At 56.3% G+C, this 16,946-nt stretch carries 17 protein-coding genes; 12 read left to right on the top strand and 5 right to left on the bottom strand.

What is annotated here, in order from left to right:
* Window positions 1–4 precede the first annotated feature (4 nt).
* Complete coding sequence (locus tag E6C51_RS09385) at window positions 5–673, bottom strand: GntR family transcriptional regulator (RefSeq protein WP_190235753.1); 669 nt, start codon at window positions 671–673, stop codon at window positions 5–7.
* Between the two features lie 140 nt (window positions 674–813).
* Between E6C51_RS09385 and E6C51_RS09380 the strand changes: the two genes are divergently transcribed.
* A complete protein-coding gene (locus E6C51_RS09380; protein WP_146936408.1) occupies window positions 814–1,503 on the top strand; it encodes an HAD family hydrolase in 690 nt (229 codons plus the stop codon).
* A gap of 55 nt (window positions 1,504–1,558) precedes the next feature.
* On the opposite strand, the gene E6C51_RS09375 is transcribed toward E6C51_RS09380, so the two are convergent.
* Window positions 1,559–2,152, bottom strand: a complete 594-nt coding sequence (locus E6C51_RS09375; RefSeq protein ID WP_190235752.1) for a hypothetical protein — start codon at window positions 2,150–2,152, stop codon at window positions 1,559–1,561.
* A 246-nt stretch (window positions 2,153–2,398) separates the two neighbouring features.
* Here E6C51_RS09375 and thrC point away from each other — a divergent pair, with 246 nt between their 5' ends.
* The 4 genes from thrC (at window position 2,399) to E6C51_RS09355 (ending at window position 8,890) form a co-directional block, all read left to right on the top strand.
* Entirely contained in the window at window positions 2,399–3,796 is a 1,398-nt protein-coding gene (thrC, locus tag E6C51_RS09370) for a threonine synthase (RefSeq protein WP_190235751.1), read from the top strand.
* Window positions 3,797–3,816: 20 nt separating this feature from the next.
* Window positions 3,817–5,121, top strand: coding sequence for a M16 family metallopeptidase (locus E6C51_RS09365; RefSeq protein WP_190235750.1), 1,305 nt, complete (start codon window positions 3,817–3,819; stop codon window positions 5,119–5,121).
* 143 nt (window positions 5,122–5,264) lie between these two features.
* Complete coding sequence (locus E6C51_RS09360; protein WP_190235749.1) at window positions 5,265–5,879, top strand: GNAT family N-acetyltransferase; 615 nt, start codon at window positions 5,265–5,267, stop codon at window positions 5,877–5,879.
* Window positions 5,876–8,890 (top strand): EAL domain-containing protein, encoded by a 3,015-nt coding sequence (locus tag E6C51_RS09355; RefSeq protein WP_230987162.1) that lies wholly within the window; start codon window positions 5,876–5,878, stop codon window positions 8,888–8,890. Before E6C51_RS09360 ends, E6C51_RS09355 begins: the two co-directional genes overlap by 4 nt.
* A gap of 153 nt (window positions 8,891–9,043) precedes the next feature.
* Here the strand turns inward: E6C51_RS09355 and E6C51_RS09350 are convergent, their stop codons facing one another.
* On the bottom strand, window positions 9,044–9,763 hold the full coding sequence (locus E6C51_RS09350; RefSeq protein ID WP_190235748.1) for an ArsR/SmtB family transcription factor: 720 nt from the start codon (window positions 9,761–9,763) through the stop codon (window positions 9,044–9,046).
* A gap of 125 nt (window positions 9,764–9,888) precedes the next feature.
* On the opposite strand from E6C51_RS09350, the gene E6C51_RS09345 reads away from it, so the two are divergent.
* The gene (locus E6C51_RS09345; protein WP_190235747.1) at window positions 9,889–10,818 is read left to right on the top strand and encodes a DMT family transporter; all 930 of its coding nucleotides are present in this window, start codon (window positions 9,889–9,891) and stop codon (window positions 10,816–10,818) included.
* Here E6C51_RS09345 and E6C51_RS09340 read toward each other — a convergent pair.
* The gene (locus tag E6C51_RS09340) at window positions 10,778–11,383 is read right to left on the bottom strand and encodes a YqgE/AlgH family protein (RefSeq protein WP_146936396.1); all 606 of its coding nucleotides are present in this window, start codon (window positions 11,381–11,383) and stop codon (window positions 10,778–10,780) included. The genes E6C51_RS09345 and E6C51_RS09340 overlap by 41 nt on opposite strands.
* A gap of 403 nt (window positions 11,384–11,786) precedes the next feature.
* Here E6C51_RS09340 and E6C51_RS09335 point away from each other — a divergent pair, with 403 nt between their 5' ends.
* From E6C51_RS09335 to E6C51_RS09315, 6 genes are all read left to right on the top strand, one after another.
* Entirely contained in the window at window positions 11,787–12,593 is an 807-nt protein-coding gene (locus tag E6C51_RS09335; RefSeq protein ID WP_190235746.1) for a protein-disulfide reductase DsbD domain-containing protein, read from the top strand.
* Window positions 12,594–12,654: 61 nt separating this feature from the next.
* The gene (locus E6C51_RS09330; RefSeq protein ID WP_146936393.1) at window positions 12,655–13,140 is read left to right on the top strand and encodes a peroxiredoxin; all 486 of its coding nucleotides are present in this window, start codon (window positions 12,655–12,657) and stop codon (window positions 13,138–13,140) included.
* A gap of 675 nt (window positions 13,141–13,815) precedes the next feature.
* Window positions 13,816–13,941: a hypothetical protein gene (locus tag E6C51_RS20215; RefSeq protein ID WP_269141823.1), complete on the top strand. Its 126-nt coding sequence runs from the start codon at window positions 13,816–13,818 to the stop codon at window positions 13,939–13,941.
* A complete protein-coding gene (locus E6C51_RS09325; protein WP_190235745.1) occupies window positions 13,938–14,699 on the top strand; it encodes a metal ABC transporter ATP-binding protein in 762 nt (253 codons plus the stop codon). The genes E6C51_RS20215 and E6C51_RS09325 overlap by 4 nt, the downstream gene beginning before the upstream one ends.
* Window positions 14,696–15,568 carry a metal ABC transporter permease gene (locus E6C51_RS09320; RefSeq protein ID WP_190235744.1) on the top strand — a complete coding sequence of 291 codons (873 nt, stop codon included), beginning with the start codon at window positions 14,696–14,698 and terminating at the stop codon, window positions 15,566–15,568. Before E6C51_RS09325 ends, E6C51_RS09320 begins: the two co-directional genes overlap by 4 nt.
* 18 nt (window positions 15,569–15,586) lie before the next feature.
* Entirely contained in the window at window positions 15,587–16,498 is a 912-nt protein-coding gene (locus E6C51_RS09315; RefSeq protein ID WP_230987160.1) for a metal ABC transporter substrate-binding protein, read from the top strand.
* 120 nt (window positions 16,499–16,618) lie between these two features.
* On the opposite strand, the gene E6C51_RS09310 is transcribed toward E6C51_RS09315, so the two are convergent.
* Window positions 16,619–16,927 (bottom strand): Dabb family protein, encoded by a 309-nt coding sequence (locus E6C51_RS09310; protein WP_146931322.1) that lies wholly within the window; start codon window positions 16,925–16,927, stop codon window positions 16,619–16,621.
* Window positions 16,928–16,946: the final 19 nt, after the last annotated feature.

Genomic DNA, 16,946 nt, shown 5'->3' with positions numbered 1-16,946 from the left:
TTCCTCAGCCAACAATCGCAAAGCGCTCCGATTGCTGATTGCCGCTGGGCGATGGGGGGGCGCGGCCAATACGGCCCACATGGCGCTCCAGTATCGCGCAAGCATCATTGACGGCCCCCATGCGCAGAGCTTTCAAAATCGCCTGATGGTCGTGGTCGGTCTGGCGCTCCCAGCCGCTTTGCCATCCGGCCAGCAAAAACCGGGCACTCACCGAATGCAGATCATCAATGGCGCTCAACAGCCGTGGCATATCGCAGGTAGAAATGATCAGCCGATGAAAACGCCGATTGGCGGCTTCCCAGCTCTCGACATTATCGGCGGCGTCACACGCATTGGTGGCAGCTTCAGCTTCAGCCAAAATCGCCGGGGTCAAATTGGGGGCGGCATGTTTGAGCGCCAGCACTTCAAGGGCGGCGCGCATCTCTGCCACTTCGCGCACCTGCTTGAGATCAAAGCTTGCCACCCGCACGCCCCGGCGCGGCAGGCTCACGGCCAGACCTTGCGCTTCCAGACGCCGAAAAGCTTCGCGCACCGGCACGTGGCTGGCAGCAAATTCTTCGGCGATATGGTCCTGCGCCAGCCGCATGCCGGGCTGCAACTCGCCACGCACAATGCGGCCAGCCAGCACCCGCGCAATCTTTGCGGCAATTGTGTCATCTTTACCTTTGGTCATGGTGTTTTGATTACGTCCAAGCGGATGATTTGTCGAGGCATTGCAAGGCAGCTATGAAACATGAACATAAGACGGGAATTGTTCTTTTGAGTGTCTTCGTGTAGCAACCGGCCTTTATCACTGCACAGGATGTTTTGCTCATGGCTGGTTTCGACCTTATCCTTTTCGATTGCGATGGCGTGCTTGTTGATTCCGAAATCATCGCCGCAAAGGTCGAGTCCAAACTGCTGACCGAAGCTGGCTATCCCATTTCAGTCGAGGAAATGGGCGAGCGCTTTGCAGGCATGACGTGGAAGAACATTCTGCTCAGCATTGAAAAAGAAGTGGACATTCCGCTGTCTGCCAGCCTGATCGACAAGTCAGAGGCGCTTTTGGACCAAAAATTGGCCCGCGAGGTGAAAATCATCGAGGGTGTGGTCTACGCCCTGTCGCGCCTGTCACAGCCACGCTGCATCTGCTCCAACTCGTCATCGGCGCGGCTGGATATGATGCTGACCAAAGTGGGCCTCAAGGACTCGTTTGCGCCGCACATCTATTCGGCCAAGGATTTGGGCGCGGAGCGCGTCAAGCCAAAACCCGATATTTATCTGCATGGTGCCGCGCAATTTGGCGTTGACCCGAAGAAATGTCTTGTGGTGGAAGACAGCGTGCATGGCGTTGAAGCGGGCCGCGCCGCTGGCATGCGCGTCATCGGCTTTACCGGCGCATCCCACACCTATCCATCCCATGCCGACCGGCTGACCGATGCCGGGGCCGAAACCGTGATTTCACGGATGATGGACCTGCCCGCCGTGGTGGCCGCCATGGCTGAATGGCAGGGCGCACTGTAAGCAGAAACGAAGTGATCAGAAGCAGGATGCCGCTTGCGGCATCCTGCTTACCATTTTACTTATGACGCTTTTTCGAGTGGTTTTTGTTTGACACCACTTTTGCCGCGCCTTGATCGAAACCAACAACCACCTGCGTGGTTGCAGACGGATTGGCGGCGAGCGAAATGTCCTTGCTGAACAGGAACTGCACCGGCTGATCGGCGCTTGCCAATGTTGCACTGAATGGCACCAACTCGTTGACCAGCACCTGATCGCCATCCTTCACCTGCACACGGATCGGCATGGACAAGGTGCCTGCATGGCCTTGCGGACCAGCAATCAAACGTCCGGCCACCTGTGCCTTGATGGTCATGCCGGTGTCAGATTGCATACAGGCGCGGGTTGTTTCGGCAAGCGACGCCTGAAACACCACATCGTTATCATCCTTGCTGCCCGACTTGGCATAGGTGCGATAATAGGACGAATCGTCATTCAACACGACTTTGGGGCAAACGCCCTGCACAACAGCCCCCGCAGGTGCCGCTGCTGTGGCAGGGGCCGGGCTGCTTGTACCAAACAAACCACCACCGCCAGCACCGCTGGTATTGCAGCCAGCAAGGATAGCGGCCAGGGACAGGGCGGCTGCGCCGCGCACGACATATTGAAACACCGGATCACACCTTCTCAATCATTGCTCTGCATTACGACATCCGGATTGTACCGGCATAAAACCGACACAAATCAGAAAACCGACCTGTAATCAGGACTTTCCTTATCTGTTAGCGATGGTCTATACCAGCGGCGCGGAAAAAAATCGATCCAGCATTGTGGGCTTTGTTACAATTTGCAACAAGCCGGGCAAGACTGCGGGGTCAAAGACAGATCGCGTTTGAATTTTAGACCAAGGATATTCGGCATGGACTTCATTTCCACTCGCGGCGAGGCACCGGCTCTCGGTTTTTGTGATGCGCTTTTGGCGGGGCTTGCGCGCGACGGCGGCCTGTATCTGCCCAAAACATGGCCGAAGTTCAGCAAGCGCGAGATCAAGGCCTTGCGCGGCAAGAGCTATCAGGAGGTCGCCTTTGCGGTCCTGAAGCCTTTTGTCGATGGCGAAATTGCCGATGACGCCCTGCGCCAAATGATTAACGATGCCTATGCCACCTTCCGCCACCCTGCCGTGGCTCCCCTGGTTCAGACCGGCCCAAATTCCTACATTCTGGAATTGTTTCATGGTACCACCTTGGCCTTCAAGGATGTAGCCATGCAATTGCTGGGCCGCCTGATGGACCATGTGCTGCGTGCGCGTGGCCGGCGCGCCACCATTGTTGGGGCCACTTCGGGCGACACCGGCGGTGCGGCCATTGATGCCTTTGCCGGTCTTGCCAATGTTGATATTTTCATTCTGTTTCCCCATGGCAAGGTCTCGCCGGTGCAGCAGCGCCAGATGACCACCTCCAAGGCCGACAATGTGCATGCCGTGGCCGTTGAGGGCAATTTTGATGATTGCCAGAACCTGGTCAAAGCCATGTTCAACCATGTGGCGTTTCGCGATGAGGTCGCTCTTTCGGGCGTCAACTCCATCAACTGGGCGCGGATTATGGCGCAGGTGGTCTATTACTTTACCGCGTCGCTCTCTCTGGGTGGGCCGGATCGCAAAATCTCGTTCACCGTGCCAACCGGCAATTTCGGCGATATTTTTGCAGGCTATGTCGCCCGTGAAATGGGCCTGCCCATCGACAAGCTGGTGATTGCCACCAATGACAACGACATTCTGGCCCGCACGTTGAAAACCGGCCGCTATGAGATGAAGGGCGTGAAAGCCACCACCTCGCCCTCCATGGACATTCAGATTTCGTCGAATTTCGAACGCCTGTTGTTTGAAGTCTCTGGCCGAAATGCAGGCGAAATCAGAAGCCAGATGGCAAGTCTTGGTCAATCGGGTGCCTTTGAGATCAAGCCTGATGCGATGAAGGAAATCAAAAAAGTGTTCCGCGCTGGCCGCGCCACCGAGAAGGACGTGGCCAAGACCATCAAGGAAACGCTGAAAGCTACCGGCTATCTGCTTGATCCCCATACCGCCTGTGGTGTGGCCGTTGCTGCCAAGCATGAAAAGCCGCAAAGCCCGATGGTAACGCTGGCCACCGCCCATCCGGCCAAGTTCCCGGCGGCTGTGAAATCTGCGTCGGGTATTGACCCCGCGCTTCCAACGTGGCTTTCTGACCTGATGGACAGGGAGGAGCGTTTTGATATTCTGGCCAATGACCTGAGCGTGGTTGAAAAATTCATCCGCACCCATGCGCGGGCTGGCCGTTGAGAGACGCAGAAAGACAGACAATGAATGTTGAATGCACCCGGCTACCTTCGGGTTTGACGGTCGTAACCGAAAAAATGCCCCATCTTGAGAGCGTGGCACTGGGCGTATGGGTCAAATCCGGCTCGCGTGATGAAACGCAAGGTGAACACGGCATTGCCCATTTGCTTGAGCATATGGCCTTCAAAGGCACAAAGCGCCGCACGGCCCGCCAGATTGCCGAGGAAATCGAAAATGTGGGCGGCGAGCTGAATGCCGCCACATCGACAGAAACCACATCCTATTATGCCCGCGTGTTGAAAGATGATGTGCCGCTGGCGGTGGACATTCTGGCCGATATCCTGACCGAATCGGTGTTTGATGACGAAGAATTGATCCGCGAAAAACACGTCATCCTGCAAGAAATTGGTGCCGCCTGCGACACCCCGGACGATGTGGTGTTTGATCGCTTTGCCGAGACCGCGTTTTTTGATCAGACCCTTGGCCGCTGCATTCTGGGCACCCCCGAAACGGTCGAGAGTTTTACCAGCGACCAGATCCGCGCTTACCTCGCCCGTAATTACACCACAGACCGCATGTTTGTGGTGGCGGCAGGGGCGGTTGATCACGACAGTTTTGTGCGTCAGGTTGAAGAGCGTTTTGCCTCGGTTCCGACCAAGCCAACTGTATCGCCCCTTGTCACCCCTGCCCGCTACACCGGCGGCGACGTGCGCGAAACCCGCGATTTGATGGATACGCAATTGCTGCTGGGCTTTGAAGGCCGCGCCTATCATATGCGCGATTTCTATGCCTCGCAGATTCTGGCCAATATTCTGGGCGGCGGCATGTCATCGCGGCTGTTTCAGGAAGTGCGCGAGTTTCGTGGCCTGTGCTATTCGGTCTATGCTTTTCATTGGGGCTTTTCCGACACCGGCATTTTCGGCATTCATGCCGCAACCGGCGGCGATAACCTGCCGGAGCTGGTGCCGGTGATTATTCAGGAGCTGCATAAATCGGCAGAAAAGATCGAGCAGCAGGAGATCGACCGCTCCCGCGCCCAGATCCGTGCACAATTGCTGATGGGCCAGGAAAGCCCGGCGGCCCGCGCCGGCCAGATTGCCCGCCAAATGATGCTCTATGGTCGCTCCATCTCCAATAGCGAGTTGATGGACCGGCTTGCGGGCATCACCGTCGAGCGGCTGACCGACCTCTCCGGGCGTTTGTTCTTTGAAGGATCACCAACCATTTCGGCGATTGGCCCGGTCGAAAAGCTCGCACCGATGAGCGATATTGTTGATGCGCTGGCCGGGATCAGCAATGCATCGATGAAGACGGCGGCACGGTTTTAAACGATCCGGCGGCGAGGCTGTCGATTTTGCAGCCTTGCCACCCAACACGACAACCTTTTGAGAGGAATCGTTACAATTCCTGCGCATCGGGGCCTGCGCATCGGGCATGATGCCTTTCACAATGACCTGCCTATGGGGGGCGCATGACACGGTCAGTCTTTCGGTTTTTATCCCGCCAGCCGGATAGCCCGCATTTGCGCGACGATACCCATTTTTTGCGCCTGCCCCGCAACAGCGATTATACGCAATGGTATAAGCTGCGCTCTGAAAGCCGCGCCTTTCTGCAACCGTGGGAGCCGCTCTGGCGGCCCGATGAGCTGACCGAAAGTGCATTTCGGGCACGGGTGATCCGCAATACACAGGAATATTCATCAGGCCTTGCCATCCCGCTATTTCTGTTTCGCCAATCGGATGAAACCCTGCTGGGTGGGCTGACCATCGGTCTTATTCGTCGCGGTGTCGCGCAAGCCTGCATGATTGGGTATTGGATGGGCCAGCCTTTTGCCGGTCAAGGCCATATGTTTGCCGCACTTCAGTTGGCAATACCCTATATCTTCAAGGAGCTCGAGCTGCATCGTATTGAGGCGGCTTGTATCCCTGATAATCACAAGAGTATTCGACTGCTCGAAAGTGCGGGATTTGAACGGGAAGGTCTTTTGCGCGGATACCTGAATATAAATGGCGAATGGCGTGATCATGCACTTTACTCTTTGCTCGTACCGTCGGATATAAAGCCTAGCAAAAAGCTCTATTCATGATGATTTCTTTGCCTGCCCTGCATGCCAAGGCGGTTCACCCTTCCAACGAGAGGCTGAAACGATTGTTTTTACAGTTTGCAGGCCGTGATGGCCTTAAAGCGCCATCCTGCACCTTCACATATCGCCCATCCGGCTTCGGATTGATCACGTGGTTTGTCTTGCTATTGCTTGTGGCCATCGCGCTGCCGATTTCAAAGGCGAGCGCCATTGAGCCAGTCAAGATCTCGCGTGATGATACCGCCGTGGACCTGACCAAAACCACCGAGATCGATCTCAATCGCGGTGAGGCTTTTCAGGTGTCCACCGCGGCGGGCAATGACGGCATCCGCCGCCGCATCGAGGTGCGGGCATCCTCACCAAGCCATCAGGGCGACTGGGCGGTGTTTGCACTGGCCAATGTGTCGGACCAGCAATTGGAACGGGTGATTGTTGCCCCCCATTATCGTCTGGTGAATTCCAAAGTGTTCTGGCCGGACCTCGGTTCGCAGCGGATTATTTCCATCACCCCCAGCGAAGGCTTTTCGCTTGATCGCCTGCCCAGCGATGATGCCGATGTGTTTCGCATCACGCTCAATCCCGGCGCGGTCGTGACCTTTGTGGCCGAGCTGGCCACGCCCAAGCTGCCGCAGCTCTATCTGTGGGAACCAAACGCCTACAAGGATACCATCAACGCTTTCACGCTTTATCGCGGTATTGTGCTTGGTATTGCCGGTCTTTTGGCCGTGTTCCTCACCATTTTGTTTGTGGTGCGCGGCACTTCCATGTTGCCTGCCGCTGCGGCCCTTGCCTGGGCGGTTTTGGCCTATGTCTGTGTTGATTTTGGCTTTTTGAGCAAGCTGATCACCATCACCGCCAGCAGCGAGCAGATATGGCGAGCGGGCACCGAGGTGGCGCTGGCGTCGAGCTTTGTGATTTTCCTCTTCACCTATCTCAACCTCAATCGCTGGCATGTGCATCTGGGCTATGTCACTTTTGCCTGGGTGATCGGGCTGGCACTGCTGTTTGGCGTGGCCATCTATGATCCATCGATTGCGGCTGGCATTGCCCGGCTGTCCTTTGCGCTCACCGCCACCGCCGGTATCGTGCTGATCATCTATCTCGGCTTTAACCGTTATGACCGCGCCATTTTGCTGGTGCCGACATGGACACTGATCATTCTGTGGCTGATTGCCGGTTGGATGACGGTAACGGGGCGGCTATCCAACGACATTATCCAGCCAGCCCATGGCGGCGCACTGGTGCTGATTGTTTTGCTGATCGGCTTTACCGTCATGCAACACGCCTTTTCCGGCAGTTCGTTCAATCAGGGCCTGTTTTCCGATCTGGAGCGGCAATCGCTGGCGCTCACAGGTGCGGGCGAAACCGTATGGGATTGGGATGTGGCGCGTGATCGCGTTGTCACCATTCCAGATATTTCCTCCAAGCTCGGCCTGTCGGCAGGCGCGCTGCACGGGGCTGCGCGCAACTGGCTGCCCAATCTGCACCCGGATGACCGCGACCGTTTTCGCGCAACGCTGGACGTCTTGTTGGAGCACAAGCGCGGTCGCCTGAACCATGAATTCCGTATCCGTGCCGATGATGGCCATTTCCATTGGCTGCACATTCGCGCCCGGCCCGTGCTGGGGGCCAATGGCGAGATTATTCGCTGCATTGGCACGATTGCCGATTGCACCGAGCAGAAAAACACCGTTGACCGCCTGCTTCAGGATGCCATCAACGACAATCTTACCGGCCTGCCCAACCGCGGCGTGTTTCTTGACCGCCTTCAAACCCTGCTGACGGTGGCAACATCGTCTGACGCTGTGCGCCCGACCGTGATGATCATCGACATTGATGATTACGGCCGCATCAACGACAAGCACGGCATTTCGGCGGGCGATAACATTCTTATTGCGCTGACGCGCCGCCTGCGCCGCCTGCTCAAGCCACAGGACACGCTGGCAAGGCTCTATGGCGATCAATTTGGCCTGATCCTGACGTCAGAGCGTGACCCGGCCCGCGTGGCGGATTTTGCCGATGCGATCAGCAAGGCGATCATGGTGCCGATCAATTTCTCCAACCGGGAAATCAATCTCACCGCCTCGATTGGTCTGGTCTCCTGGGTGGATCAGCAGGAAAGTGCGCTTGGTCTTCTGGCCGACGCCGAGCTTGCCATGTACCGTGCCAAGCGCGGCGGCGGCAACAAGGTGGAGCCCTTCCGCCCCGCCTTCCGCGACAGCACATCGGATAAGCTGCAACTGGAAGCCGACCTGCAACGCGCCATTGAACGTGGTGAATTGACCATGGTTTATCAGCCGATTGTGCACCTGGGCGATGGCGAGCTGGCGGGCTTTGAGGCTTTGATGCGCTGGGAGCATCCCAAGCGCGGCACGGTCTCGCCCCTTGAATTTATTCCGCTGGCCGAAAGCTGCGATCTCATCATGCCGCTTGGCATGTTTGCGCTGGAGCGCGCCGCGACCGATTTGGTGGAATGGGAAAAGCAGGCGGGCAAACTGCCGATTTTCGTGTCGGTCAATCTGTCCAGCGCCCAATTGATCAACAATTCGCTCTACAGCGACATTCGCTCGCTGCTTGGCCGCATCGAGTGTGACCCGAAACAGCTGAAGCTGGAGCTGACGGAATCGGTGGTGGTGGAAAACCCCGAACAGGCGCGTCTGGTGCTGACCAAACTGAAAGACACCGGCATCAGCCTGGCTTTGGACGATTTCGGCACCGGCTATTCCTCGCTTTCCTATCTCACGCGCTTTCCGTTTGACACCTTGAAGCTGGATCGGGAACTGGTGACCGAGGAAAGTGAAAATCGCGATATCGTGTTGCGCTCGGTGATCTCCATGGCCACGCAAATGGGCATGAACGTGGTGGCTGAAGGCGTCGAAACCGACGAAGATGGCGCGGAACTGGCAGGCATGGGGTGCACCTATGGCCAAAGCTTCCTCTATGGCGCTCCGGTTGGTGCCGACGCCATTGCGCGTTTGCTGAAAGAACAGCAGATGCGGGCAAAGAAGGTGTGAGCCGTAGGTTACTGCATAATTCCTTAAATCGGAATCGATTTAAGGTGAAAATTATGCAGCAGATTAAGAGTGTTACAGCGTCTTTTGGGGAAAAGCGGATGCCGCTTTTCCCCACACACTCTCAATCTGCTGCGCATTCTTTCTGGAAATACTCTATAGACTGGTCGGATCGACTGACCAGTCACTCTTCATGGCGAAATGGGCAGAAAATCCGGCCTGTCCCTTTGGGGTGATGCGCAAGGCGCGGCTTTGTGGCAAGCGGGCGACCCAGCCCAGAGCCAGCATTCGATCGAGCAAATCTGCCCCCAGGCGGCCCGCCAGATGCGGGCGTCTTTCGCTCCAATCCAGACAGGTGCGACACAGCGGGCGGCCTCGTTTTGGGGTATCGCTGAGGCTGATGCCAAAATCGCAAAAGAAATCATGGCCGGAGCGGGTGATACGGGCGGCCCCCTCACTCAGCTCGACATATCCACGGTGTTGCAGGCAATCGGCCAGCGCCACACCCAGACGCCCGGCAATGTGATCATAACAGGTGCGGGCTGTGCGCAGGCGCGCGTCTTTGGGGCCAACCCGCTGCCGCCGCGGCTCTTGCGCTGAAAGCGCCATAAGCGTTTCCAGCGCCTGCGCAACCGAGGGACCAGCCAGCCGGTAGTAGCGATGGCGTCCCTGCTTTTCCACCGCAAGCAGGCTGGTCTGCACCATTTTAGCCAAATGGCCGCTGGCGGTCTGCGCTGTCACGCCCGCATTTGCGGCCAACTCACCCGCCGTCAGGGCCTGCCCTGCCATCAGCGCAATCAGCATATTGGCGCGGGCGGGATCGCCGATCAAGGCGGCGTGTTCGGCCAGCATATTTCCGGAAACAATGTTTGACATGGGCCGATGATAGCAAGCGACCCCGACCTTGTCATCGCTTGATACTTCGGTGAAGACCGAAGCATCTGAGGGCTTTGTCGCTTTAAGACGGTGCGATCATCACTTTCTTAAGGTCTTCAAAATCCATGAAAAAACACGCAACTGCGAAAGAATTTGCTCTCTTGCTGGTGCTGGCAGCCCTTTGGGGTGCGGCTTACAGCTTTATCCGCATTGGTGTCGAAACCATACCGCCGATTACGCTGATTGCCGCCCGCACATTTTTGGCAGGCAGTTTGCTGCTGGTGATTTTGCGTCTGCGCAAATTGTCCTTACCCACGGATGGGCTGACGTGGCGGCGATTTTGCATTCAGGCCTGCCTCAACAGTGCCGTGCCCTTCACCCTGATTGCCTGGGCAGAGCAGCACGTCAATGCGGGCCTTGCCGTAATCCTCAACGCGCTGACGCCGATTTTTGCCTTTCTGATCACCGCGATTTTCACCCGGCACGAAAGCGTGACACTGCCAAAACTTCTGGGCGTTGTTCTGGGCATTGCCGGCACCTGCCTGATTGTCGGCATGAGCGTTTTGCAAGATAACACCAGCCAGCTCCTGCCACAGTTTGCCGTGATGCTAGCGTCCGTCTGCTATGCCATGGGTGCAATTTTTGGCCGAAACTTCAAAGGCCTCGACCCGATGATGCCTGCGGCTGGCTCGCTGATCTGCGGCAGTATGATGTTGATACCTTTGAGCCTGATGATTGATCATCCATGGACCCTCACCCCTTCCCGCTCATCCATGCTGGCTTTGGTGGCGCTTGCCGTTTTCTCCACCGCCCTTGCCTTTGCCATTTATTTTCGGCTGGTCGATACACTTGGCTCTATTGCGACCACGGCGCAGGCTTACTTGAGGGTACCAATCGGCGTTGGTATTGGCGTGTTCTTTTTGCATGAACAGACCAGCTCGACCCTGTTGATCGGCCTTGTGCTGGTGGTGGCAGGGGTGATTGCCATGACCCTGCCCGCTTCCGTTTGGCGGCTCAGGCGTGCCCAGCCTCTGACGACAAGGTCGCGGCACTGACACCCAGAAGGGCCAAGGCCCGGTCATATTTGTCGCTCAGGTGCGTATCGAAAATCAGATCATCGGAAGCTGCACAATTGAGCCAGTCATTATTGGCGATTTCGCGCTCCAACTGCCCCGGTCCCCAGCCAGCATAGCCCAGCAGCATGGTGGCTTTGGCGGGGCCTCGGCCATCAGAAATGGCGCGCACAATATCCAGCGTTGCCGTCAGCAAAATATCCTCGCTGACGGGAATGCTGCTGTCGCTGTGGTAATCCTCGGAATGCAGCACAAAACCCCGGCCGCTTTCCACCGGGCCACCGCTTTGAATGGGAAAATTGCGGGTCTTGTCTGGCAGCATGATTGCATCGGTCTGATCAATCAGATTGAGATGGAGCAATACGTCTGCAAACGTCACGGGCTGAGGGCGATTGATCATAAATCCCATGGCACCGGCCGAGGTGTGGGCGCAAATATAGATGACGGAGCGGGCGAAATTCGTGTCTTTCATACTGGGCATGGCAATCAAAAACTGGCCATCAAGGCACCCGCGCTCTCGATCAGATGTCAGGGTTGAAAATCCCATGTAGCCTCCAAAGTAGCCTCCAAATCCGCAAGAAACCAAATCCCCTGAAACCTGAATCCCCCCAGCCCCTCTGGAACAGAGTGCACCAATTAGAGTGCACAAAGGACGCTGCCACTCTTTCAATTTCCCACATAACGCCTGAAATCTATGCCGATTTGAAGCGTTATGCCGCAGGCAGCAGCAACAAGACAGGTCGAAACCCAAAAACACGGACGCTCAAGAGGAGCGTCATACAGTGTTCATCTAAGATGGAGCATAAGAGGCGGGCAATCAACCAAAAATGATAGAGGCCACAATTGCGTGATTGGCATCGCCCAGCATATCCCTTTAAAGAAAGTCCATGATTCATTCTTCTTGTCTTTCGCGGTCCGTGCGGTCTGCGTTTATTGCCTGTCTCATGATCGTGAGCAGCACAGCCCCGACATTGGCCGCCACATCGGCGTGGGCCACCAGCGATGGCGGGCGTATGCGTCTGATTGTCTTGCCCGCGGGTCCGGATGGAACACGGCAGGCGGGTTTGCAGATTGAGCCGAACAGCGAATGGTTTACCTACTGGCGCGAGCCGGGTGATGCTGGCATTCCCCCCCAGATTACCGCCGAGCCGGGCAGTGCCGTCACCTTGTCTGCCTTGAGTTTTCCGGTGCCAAAGCGTGTTGATCTCGGCAAAATCCGCGATGTCGGCTATGATAGTCCCGTGGTTTTCCCCTTCACGCTCAGCAATGCCAATCGTGAAAGCCATAATCCGTTAAAAATCACGGCTTTCATCGGGCTTTGTCACAATATCTGCATTCCCTTTCAGGCCGAGTTGAGCATCGATCTAAGCCAGGAGGAAACCACCAATGTCGAGGAAGCGCAGCTGATTGATAGGGCCAAAGCCCGTCTGCCCGCCACGCCAACCGAGGATTTTTTTGTCTCAGGCTTTCGCATGAAAGATGACCTTTCCAGTCTCGATGTGAATGTGCGCCTGCCAGAGGGCTCAAAAGACGAGCCACGCATCTTGCTGACCGGGCCGGAAGGATATTTGTTTACCGAATATCAGACAATTTCTAACAAAGGGCCTGAACGTACTTTGCGCATTGCGCTGCCAAAAATGCCGCGCAACTATACGGTTTCCGGCAAGACCTGGCATATCCTGATTGTTGCCGGACACAAGCGTGCCATGGAAGCCCCCCTTGCCTTCGCAACCTCGCCTTCTATAGTTAAGCCTTGAGGCAGTTAAGCCTTTAAGCGAGGCGCTCGCCTTTGCACGGATTTTAACCAGGAGAGACCCCATGACCATCGCGATCGGCGATACGCTTCCAGCAGCAACCTTTAAGGAAAAAACCGCCGACGGCCCGGTCGAGATCACCACAGACGATTTGTTCAAGGGCAAAAAGGTTGTGGTTTTTGCCGTTCCCGGCGCATTCACCCCAACCTGCACGCTCAACCATCTGCCTGGCTATCTGGAAAACCGCGATGCCCTGCTGGCCAAGGGCGTGGACGATATTGCCGTGGTGTCGGTCAACGACTGGCATGTCATGGGTGCATGGGCACAAAGCACCGGCGGCATGGGCAAGATTCACTTTCTGGCCGATTGGGATGCAAGCTTCTCCAAGGCGCTGGGTCTGGATATGGACCTGTCTGCGGGCGGTCTTGGTGTCCGCTCCAAGCGCTATGCCATGCTGGTGGAAGACGGCGTGGTGAAGAGCCTCGACATCGAAGAAAACCCCGGTCAGGCCACGGTTTCTTCGGCAACGGCCATGTTGGAACGCCTGTAATCACGACGGTATGATTCCTTAAATCGGAGTGGATTTAAGGTGAAAATTATGCAGCCGATTTAGAATGTTACAGCCTCCTTTATGCGTTTTATAAAACGCACGGCGCTGTAACTGTTATACTGATTTTTATCGAGGCCCTGAAAGTGCTCTGCTTTCAGGGCCTTTCTCATTGCTAGACCTATTTCTCAGCAAAAAGAACGCGCCGCATTAGAGTTTGTCAGGGAAAAGTGGGCACCGGTTTTCCCGAATAGACAAACGAAAACAAGTGAATCTGGAGTCTGTCAGGTTCAGATTGAACCACAGTACACGACGCATGCGGCTTACCGTATAGCTCACCCCCCTCTGCCCTGCCGGGCATCTCCCCCACAAGGAGGGAGATCGACAAAAAGCAACCCTATTGCTCAACAGCATACGTCCTATGTGTGGGAAATCAGGATTTCATTGTGAGAAACGAGCGGACGCGCCTATCCGATCTCCCTCCTTGTGGGGGAGATGGCTGGCAAGCCAGAGGGGGGTACACGGCACATAAAGGCGTTTGTGTCGTGTACTCTGAAATTGAACCTGACAGACTCTAGGCTTGATCAACAACACGTGTACACACGCCTCTTGCCTTTTATCTGCCATATTCGTTATACCATTACACGTAACGTTATTACATCTATGGAGCGCCATCCGGTGCAGGATAAATTGCCAATCTCGATCAGCCTTCTGGCGCAATCTGCCGTCACCCGCATTGGCTTTGCGCTTGTTTTGATCGTGCTGACCTGGCTTGGCGTTCAGTGGGCGGTGGCGCTGCAATGACGAAAAACGTGATTACCCTTCGCAATCTCACGGTGGCTTATGATCGTCACCCCGCCGTTCACCACATCAGCGGCAGCATTGAGCGCGGCAGCCTCACCGCCATTGCCGGTCCCAACGGGGCGGGCAAGTCAACGCTGCTGAAGACCATTATGGGTGAGCTTCGCCCCGCTGAAGGCAGTGTCGAGCACACGCTATCACGCGCCGATTTTGGCTATCTGCCTCAGGCAGCAGACATCAACCGGCGTTTTCCCATCACGGTGCTGGATACCGTGCTTCTGGGCGCATGGCGCAACAGCGGAGCCTTTGGCCGTGTCGCCAAAGCCGATATTGAGCGTGCCCGGATGGCTTTGCAAACCGTGGGTCTGGACGGCTTTGAAAAACGCCATATCGGTGCGTTATCGGCGGGACAGTTTCAGCGCGTGCTGTTTGCGCGGCTGTTGTTGCAAGATGCCAAGGTGATCCTGCTGGATGAGCCTTTCACCGCCATTGATGCCCGCACCACCCGCGATCTGATTGACATCATCCTTGGCTGGCACAGCGATGGCCGCACGGTGATTGCCGTGCTGCATGATTTTGATCAGGTGCGCAGCCATTTTCCGCAAACGCTGCTGATTGCCCGCGAACTGGTGAGCTGGGGCAAGACCGAAGAAGCGCTTTCGTCCGATAACCTGCTGAAAGCCCGCGCCATGGCGGAGCGCTGGGACGAAGACGCCGAGGTCTGCAAACCCGAAAACCTCCTGAAAAGGCCCGCCGCATGACCGCCTATGACCTGCTGATTGCGCCTTTTGCTGACTACGGCTTCATGCGGCGCGCGCTGATGGCCGCCATTTGTCTCGGCCTTGGTTCCGGCCCGATCGGCGTGTTCCTGATGCTGCGCCGTATGAGCCTGATGGGCGATGCCATGAGCCATGCGGTCTTGCCGGGTGCTGCCATAGGTTATCTGATTGCCGGGTCCTTGTCCTTGACCGCCATGGGGCTTGGCGGCCTCGTGGCAGGCCTTTCCGTGGCGCTCCTGTCGGGTTTCGTCAGCCGCTCAACGGTGCTGCAAGAAGACGCCAGCTTTGCCAGCTTTTATCTGACCTCGCTGGCGCTTGGCGTTTTGATTGTGTCCTTGCGCGGCTCCAATATCGATCTTCTGCATGTTCTGTTTGGCACCATTCTCGCCATCGACAATGACGCGCTTTACCAGATCGCCGCTATCGCCTCGTTCACGCTGCTGGCGATTGCCATTATCTATCGCCCGCTGGTGGCGGAGTGTCTGGACCCCGGCTTTTTGCGGGCCGTGGGCGGCAAAGGCCCGGTCTATCATTTTCTGTTTCTGTTTCTGGTGGTGCTCAACCTCGTTGCCAGCTTTCAGGCGCTTGGCACGCTGATGGCCGTGGGCCTGATGATGCTGCCCGCTGCCATTGCCCAGCTCTGGTCGCGCAATCTCACCAGCATGATGGTGATTGCCGCTTTGACCGGCATTGTGTCGAGCTATATCGGCCTGATTGCCTCCTATCATCTGGAGCTTGCCTCTGGCCCCACCATTATCATGACGGCTGCGGTCTTTTACGGAGCGTCGATTCTGTTCGCACCCTCCGGCTTTGTCCGCCAGTTGCTGCCCAGTTCTCACCTGAAAGCCTAGCACAAAGGAATTTTCGATATGAAACGCAAAATGATTATGTCCGTGGGACTTATGTCCGTTGCCCTGCCCTTGCTGATGGCCATGTCCTCCGTGGCCGCACAAGCGCAACCCTTGAAGGTCGTGGCCTCGTTTACGGTGCTTGCTGATGTGGTCAGCAATGTTGGTGGCGATCACGTATCGGTCTCAAGCCTGGTTGGCCCCAACGGCGACCCCCATGAATTTGAGCCATCGCCAACGGACGCCAAAAAGCTCAAGGCTGCCGATGTCACGTTCGTGTCTGGCGAAGGCCTTGAAGGCTGGATGGATCGCCTGATCACCGCATCGGGCTACAAGGGCAAACCCGTGGTGGTATCGGAGGGCATCAATACCCGCACCATGGAAGAAGACGGCAAGACCGTGACAGATCCGCATGTGTGGAACAGCCCGGTCAATGTCAAAATCTGGGTTGCCAACATTGAAAAGGCTCTTGCAGCTGCCGATCCGGCCGATGCCAAGGCCTTTGAAGCCAATGCCAAGGCCTATACCGAAAAGCTGGACGCGCTGGATGCCTATGCCCATAAAAAACTGGATGCCATCCCGGCCGCTGAGCGTAAAATCCTGACCAGCCATGATGCGTTTGGCTATCTGGGCCGCGAATACAAGGTTGAGTTCCTCTCACCGCTTGGCCTGTCAACCGAAACCGAAGCATCGGCTGCTGACGTTGCCAAGCTGATCGACCAGATCAAGGCCGAGCACATCAAGACCTATTTCTTTGAAAACTCCAACGACCCGCGTCTGGTGAAGCAGATTGCCAAGGCAACCGGCGCCAAGTCTGGCGGCGAGCTTTACGTGGAAGCCCTTTCCAAGAAGAGCGGTCCGGCTTCGACCTATGAGAAAATGTTCCGCTACAACATCGATCAATTGGCTGCCGCCATGAAGACATCAAGCTGACACCACCCCAAGTCAGCATGATAGACCGCTCCGATAACCCTACAAGTCTCGGAGCGGTCACCTTTTCTTACAGTCTGACCAATAATCGCCGCTGACCGGCTGCAATTCTTGAACAGACTGTTAAACTTGCAAATCAAACACCAAAATGCCGGAAAGACCGCCATCGGTGGCAGCTGCTATGCGCTCGCCAACCACGATATGGTCGGGGTGTTTGAGATAGGCGTCGCGCGATTTGCTATCCTCAAATGTCACGATAAAGCCATCCACAAAGCCGCCGTTGAGACCTTCCGGCGAAACATTTGGCCCGGCTTTCACATCCACCATGCCCGATACGGAATTTTTCAAATCCGTGATTGCCTGATAAATCGCTTGCTTCTCCGTTTGCGGCACAGAGGCTTTAAAACGTAGAAAAACACAGTGCTGGATCATCAATCACTCCTGTTGAAAG

Source organism: Gillisella terrae (genome assembly GCF_004801395.1).
Taxonomy (GTDB): Bacteria; Pseudomonadota; Alphaproteobacteria; order Rhizobiales; family Rhizobiaceae; genus Allorhizobium; species Allorhizobium terrae.
The sequence above is the reverse complement of the archived record's forward strand: the minus strand, read 5'-3'. Positions and strand labels throughout refer to the sequence as shown.

Excerpts from the sequence above, each read along its gene's own strand:
- E6C51_RS09385 (WP_190235753.1), bottom strand. The coding sequence starts at position 673 with ATGACCAAAGGTAAAGATGACACAATTGCCGCAAAGATTGCGCGGGTG.
- E6C51_RS09380 (WP_146936408.1), top strand. The coding sequence starts at position 814 with ATGGCTGGTTTCGACCTTATCCTTTTCGATTGCGATGGCGTGCTTGTT.
- thrC (WP_190235751.1), top strand. The coding sequence starts at position 2,399 with ATGGACTTCATTTCCACTCGCGGCGAGGCACCGGCTCTCGGTTTTTGT.
- E6C51_RS09365 (WP_190235750.1), top strand. The coding sequence starts at position 3,817 with ATGAATGTTGAATGCACCCGGCTACCTTCGGGTTTGACGGTCGTAACC.
- E6C51_RS09360 (WP_190235749.1), top strand. The coding sequence starts at position 5,265 with ATGACACGGTCAGTCTTTCGGTTTTTATCCCGCCAGCCGGATAGCCCG.
- E6C51_RS09355 (WP_230987162.1), top strand. The coding sequence starts at position 5,876 with ATGATGATTTCTTTGCCTGCCCTGCATGCCAAGGCGGTTCACCCTTCC.
- E6C51_RS09350 (WP_190235748.1), bottom strand. The coding sequence starts at position 9,763 with ATGTCAAACATTGTTTCCGGAAATATGCTGGCCGAACACGCCGCCTTG.
- E6C51_RS09345 (WP_190235747.1), top strand. The coding sequence starts at position 9,889 with ATGAAAAAACACGCAACTGCGAAAGAATTTGCTCTCTTGCTGGTGCTG.
- E6C51_RS09340 (WP_146936396.1), bottom strand. The coding sequence starts at position 11,383 with ATGGGATTTTCAACCCTGACATCTGATCGAGAGCGCGGGTGCCTTGAT.
- E6C51_RS09330 (WP_146936393.1), top strand. The coding sequence starts at position 12,655 with ATGACCATCGCGATCGGCGATACGCTTCCAGCAGCAACCTTTAAGGAA.
- E6C51_RS09325 (WP_190235745.1), top strand. The coding sequence starts at position 13,938 with ATGACGAAAAACGTGATTACCCTTCGCAATCTCACGGTGGCTTATGAT.
- E6C51_RS09320 (WP_190235744.1), top strand. The coding sequence starts at position 14,696 with ATGACCGCCTATGACCTGCTGATTGCGCCTTTTGCTGACTACGGCTTC.
- E6C51_RS09315 (WP_230987160.1), top strand. The coding sequence starts at position 15,587 with ATGAAACGCAAAATGATTATGTCCGTGGGACTTATGTCCGTTGCCCTG.
- E6C51_RS09310 (WP_146931322.1), bottom strand. The coding sequence starts at position 16,927 with ATGATCCAGCACTGTGTTTTTCTACGTTTTAAAGCCTCTGTGCCGCAA.